5 protein-coding genes are annotated in these 4355 nt (G+C 72.9%); 2 read left to right on the plus strand and 3 right to left on the minus strand.

Going from position 1 to position 4355, the window contains the following annotated elements; translation table 11 throughout:
* The coding region (locus tag CCN33_RS23890) for a serine/threonine-protein kinase (protein WP_140394642.1) at positions 1-754 on the minus strand (754 nt) is incomplete at its 3' end.
* A gap of 193 nt (positions 755-947) precedes the next feature.
* Positions 948-1676: an AfsK-binding protein KbpA gene (kbpA, locus tag CCN33_RS23900; protein ID WP_086695565.1), complete on the minus strand. Its 729-nt coding sequence runs from the start codon at positions 1674-1676 to the stop codon at positions 948-950.
* 123 nt (positions 1677-1799) lie between these two features.
* Between kbpA and CCN33_RS23905 the strand changes: the two genes are divergently transcribed.
* Entirely contained in the window at positions 1800-2447 is a 648-nt protein-coding gene (locus tag CCN33_RS23905) for a TetR family transcriptional regulator (RefSeq protein WP_086695566.1), read from the plus strand.
* Positions 2448-2549: 102 nt separating this feature from the next.
* Complete coding sequence (locus tag CCN33_RS23910) at positions 2550-3218, plus strand: pyridoxine/pyridoxamine 5'-phosphate oxidase (protein ID WP_086695567.1); 669 nt, start codon at positions 2550-2552, stop codon at positions 3216-3218.
* A gap of 6 nt (positions 3219-3224) precedes the next feature.
* On the opposite strand, the gene CCN33_RS23915 is transcribed toward CCN33_RS23910, so the two are convergent.
* Positions 3225-4094, minus strand: coding sequence for a GNAT family N-acetyltransferase (locus CCN33_RS23915; protein ID WP_086695568.1), 870 nt, complete (start codon positions 4092-4094; stop codon positions 3225-3227).
* Positions 4095-4355 lie beyond the last annotated feature (261 nt).

Genomic DNA, 4355 nt, shown 5'->3' on the forward strand with positions numbered 1-4355 from the left:
CCTCCATCTGCATGCAGGCATCGATCAGCGGACGCAGCTCGTCGGGCAGCCCGGTGATGTCCGGGCCCTCACGCAGCAGCATGAACACCGTCTCGACCGGGTTGGCGCCGTGGAAGGGCGGGTGTCCGGTGGCGGCGAAGACCAGGGTGGAGCCGAGCGAGAACACGTCGCTGGCACCGGTGACGCTGCGGGAGTCCTTGGCCTGCTCGGGCGACATGTAGGCGGGGGTGCCGACCGCGACGTTCGTCATCGTCAGCCGGGTGTTGGACACCCCGGAGGCGATGCCGAAGTCGATGACGCGGGGGCCGTCCTCGACCACCAGCACGTTGGACGGCTTCAGGTCGCGGTGGACCAGGCCTGCGCCGTGGATGGACTGGAGCGCCTCGGCCACCCCCGCCGCGAGCCAGCGCACCGCCTGGGCCGGGAGCGGCCCGCACTCGTTCACTATCTCCTCGAGCGAGGGCGCCGGGACGTACGCGGTGGCCAGCCAGGGCACCGCCGCCCGCGGGTCCGCGTCGACGACGGCGGCCGTGTAGAAGCCGGAGACCGCGCGGGCCGCCTCCACCTCGCGGGTGAAGCGGACCCGGAAGAGCTGGTCCTCGGCCAGCTCCGTGCGGACCGTCTTGATGGCCACCCGCCGCCCCGACGCCGAGCGCGCCAGATAGACCAGCCCCATGCCGCCGGCGCCCAGCCGGCCCAGCACCTCGAACGGCCCGATCCGCCGCGGATCGTGCTGCGTAAGCTGATCCACCACTTGCCTGCCACCTCCCCGTACGAGCCGCGTCTTCCGCCTTTGGACGCGACCGAAGTGCAGCGTCTCACCACCGCACCGCCCTGGCGGCACGCACCCCGATTCTTCCTGGCCGGGCGGCCGGTTGCGAACCCGGTGGCGAATCGGGGTGTCTCGTGCCCTATCCCGTCATTTCACCGCCCCCGCTTCCGTCCCGTCACCGGGTCAGCAGCGCGAAGGACGCCCCTTGATTGTCCGTGACGACCGCCACCCGTCCGTACGACGCGTCGAAGGGCGGCACCTGGACCCGGCCGCCGAGCCGCCGCACGGTGGCGAGGGCGGCGTCGAGGTCGCCGACGCGGAAGTGCACGAGGAAGTGCGCGGGCATCTCGGCCGGGAAGACGTCGGTGATCAGGGCGCGGCCGAAGTCGGGTTCGGCGCCGGAGCCGAAGAGGGCCTCGTGGAAGAGGTCGCCGTAGAAGGTGTTCGCGGCGGCGGGGTCGGGGGTGTACAGCTCGGTCCACACGAAGGCGCCCGGCTCGCGGCGCCGCCCGAAGCCCCGGTGGCCGTCGGACTGCCACAGCCCGAAGACCGCGCCCTGGGGGTCGGTGACCAGTGCGGCGGCGCCGAGGTCGGCCACGGCGGAGGGACCGGAGATCAGGCGGCCCCCGGCATCGGTGATCCTGCGGGTCAGGGCGCGGGCGTCCGGGGTGGCGAAGTACACCGTCCAGACGGTGGGCATCCGGCCGTCGGTCTTGGGCGCGAGCGAGGCGACCGGTTCGCCGTCCAGCCGGGCCCGGACGGAGGCGCCGGGGGCGTCCTCGTCGTCGAAGGTCCAGCCGAACAGCTCGCCGTAGAACCGCTTGCCCGCCTCGACGTCGGGGAGCTGGGCGTCCGCCCAGCAGGGGGTGCCCTCTCCGTACATCGATGCGCTGTTTTCGGCCATGTCGTCAAAGTAACCGGGACCCGCGCACCCCGCAGGACCAGGGAAAGCTCGCCTCAGCCGGGGTCGCACCCCATTTGCAGTCGGCCGAATCGCGCTCCTGCCCCCCGTCGGTAAGCTGACGGCATGACAGGACAAGTGCGTACCGTCGACGGCCGGGTGGCCGGCCGGCGTGGGCAGGCGACCCGGCAGAAGCTGCTCGACTGCCTCAGCGAGATGCTCAGCTCCTCCCCGTACCGAGATGTCAAGGTCATCGATGTCGCGCGGAAGGCGGGCACCTCGCCCGCGACCTTCTACCAGTACTTCCCGGACGTCGAGGGTGCCGTCCTGGAGATCGCCGACTCGATGGCCGCCGAGAGTGCCGAGCTGACCGAGCTGCTGGCCGGCCGGACCTGGACCGGCAAGGCCGGGTGGCAGACCGCGCAGGACCTGGTGGACGGCTTCCTGGACTTCTACCGGCGCCACGACGCGATCCTGCGCGTGGTCGACCTGGCGGCGGCCGAGGGCGACAAGCGGTTCAACAAGCTGCGGATGCGGATCCTCAACGCGGTGCACGGTTCCCTCTCCGAGGCGATCACCGAGCTGAAGTCCAAGGGCCGGGTGGACAAGGACGTGAACCCGGCGGCGATCGCCGGTTCCCTCGTCACCATGCTGTCCTCGGTCGCGGCCCACCAGAAGGGCTTCACCGCCTGGGGCGTGAAGCAGGCCGATATCAAACCGAACCTGGCGCTGCTGATCTACCTGGGAGTCACCGGCAAGAAACCCACGAAGTAGCGACCGGCACTCGCACCGGCCCCAAGTCCTGTCTGGCAGGCGGTGGTCCACCTCGGCGTGGACCACCGCCTGTCGCCGTGTGCGGGGACGGATACTCGGCGCATGGCACACGACGAACTCGACGGACTGCTGCGCTCCCTGAAGGTCTGGTCCCCGGACACCACCGAGCTGCGGCCCTTCGACCCGGACACCGCTCCCCCGACCCCGCTGCCCCTGTTCACCGCCTGGCTGGCCGACGCGGCGCGGGCGGGCCAGCCCGAGCCGCACGCCATGTCCCTGGCGACGGTGGACGAGGAGGGCCGTCCGGACGTGCGCGTCCTGCTGCTGCACGGCGCCGACGCCGACGGCTGGACCTTCGGCACACACTCATCCAGCCGCAAGGGCCGCGACCTGATCGCCCACCCGTACGCCGCCCTCGCCTTCTACTGGCCCGCGCTGGGCCGCCAGGTCCGCGTCCGCGGCCCGGTCACGGCCGCCCCCGCCGAGGCCGCCCAGGCCGACCTCCAGGCCCGGTCCACCGGCGCGCTCGCCGCCGCCCTCACCGGCCGGCAGAGCGAGGAGCTGGACTCCCTGGACGATCTGCGCCGAGCCTCCGAGGACGCCTGGTCCCACGCCCGCGAGCACCCCACCGCCCCGGCTCCCACCTGGACCCTCTACCGCCTCCACCCCCGCTCGGTGGAGTTCTTCCAGGGCGACCCCGACCGCCGCCACGTCCGCCTGGAGTACCGCCGCACGGAGTTCGGCTGGGAGCGGCGGCTGCTGTGGCCGTAAGGGGCGTCAGCCGGCCGGAGCCGCGAACGTCCAGGTGGCGAAGTCCGCGACGGGGCGGTAGCCGAGCCGCTGGTAGAGCCGGTTGGAGACCGGGTTGGCCAGGTCGGTGAAGAGCAGCACCTCGGCCCCCGTCGCCGCCGCCCGCCCGCTCACCTCCGCGGTGACCGCGCCCGCGTAGCCGCGGCCGCGCAGGGCGGCAGGGGTGTAGACGGGGGCCACCCGGATCTGCCCGGCGCTCTCCGGCAGATGCCCGGCGAGGGAGACGGGGGTGCCGTCCGGGGTCTCCCAGAGGGTGGCGCCGCCGTGCGCCAGGCGGGAGTCGGCCCACCGGGCCGGGTCCTGGCCGGGCCGCCCGCCGGTTTCCGCCGCGAACTCCACGTACCAGCGCGCCAGCAGTTCCCGGTCGGCGGCGTCCGCCACTCGGGCACGCCCCGGCGGGGTGCGCTCGGGCGAGACCAACGCGGCAAGCCGGTAGAGGCGTTGACGCTCGGACTGCCCGGCGGTCGCCCCGGTGCGGCGCTGCCAGGCGGCGGCGAAGGCGGCGGCGGTCTCCCGCTCCGCCCAGACACCGGGGACCTGGTGGCCCGTCTCCGCGAGCCGGCCGGCCAGCGCGGCCGCGGCCGCCGGGTCGACCGGGGTGAGCTGGACCGGGCGCGGCGGGGTGTGCAGCAGGGTCGCCCGGACCGGGCCGCCCCCGTCACGGAGCACGCCGAAGCGGGGCGGTTCGGCGCCGTAGGTGTAGGGCCCGCTCGTGCGCAGCCCGTCGGCGACCGTGAGCGTGACGGTGTGCAGGGCAGGTCTGGAGCGCAGGAAGTCGTCTGCGATCGTGAGGAATTCGTCCAGGTCTTCGGTCAACTGCCAGTCGTGGGGCTCCATGTGTTGATCCTCGACCCCGACTCCCCCACACACACGGCAATTTCGCTCGCGGTGTGGGCGTTCCGGCGGGTTCTGTCCGCATGCCGTACACAGCCGTGATCAATCCGCAACCGATTCCGGTCTTGACCGAGACCCATCAATCGGGTGGGTGAATACGCTCGCGCTATGGCCGACTCGCGTCCCTCGTTCACGGACCTCTCCGCGACCCCCGCCGACCGTCCCGTCTATGTCGTCGGGGCGGGTCGCGGAGAGGTCCGTGAA

The sequence above is a fragment of the Streptomyces recifensis genome, assembly GCF_002154615.1.
GTDB lineage: Bacteria > Actinomycetota > Actinomycetes > Streptomycetales > Streptomycetaceae > Streptomyces > Streptomyces griseoluteus.

Excerpts from the sequence above, each read along its gene's own strand:
- kbpA (WP_086695565.1), bottom strand. The coding sequence starts at position 1,676 with ATGGCCGAAAACAGCGCATCGATGTACGGAGAGGGCACCCCCTGCTGG.
- CCN33_RS23915 (WP_086695568.1), bottom strand. The coding sequence starts at position 4,094 with ATGGAGCCCCACGACTGGCAGTTGACCGAAGACCTGGACGAATTCCTC.
- CCN33_RS23910 (WP_086695567.1), top strand. The coding sequence starts at position 2,550 with ATGGCACACGACGAACTCGACGGACTGCTGCGCTCCCTGAAGGTCTGG.
- CCN33_RS23905 (WP_086695566.1), top strand. The coding sequence starts at position 1,800 with ATGACAGGACAAGTGCGTACCGTCGACGGCCGGGTGGCCGGCCGGCGT.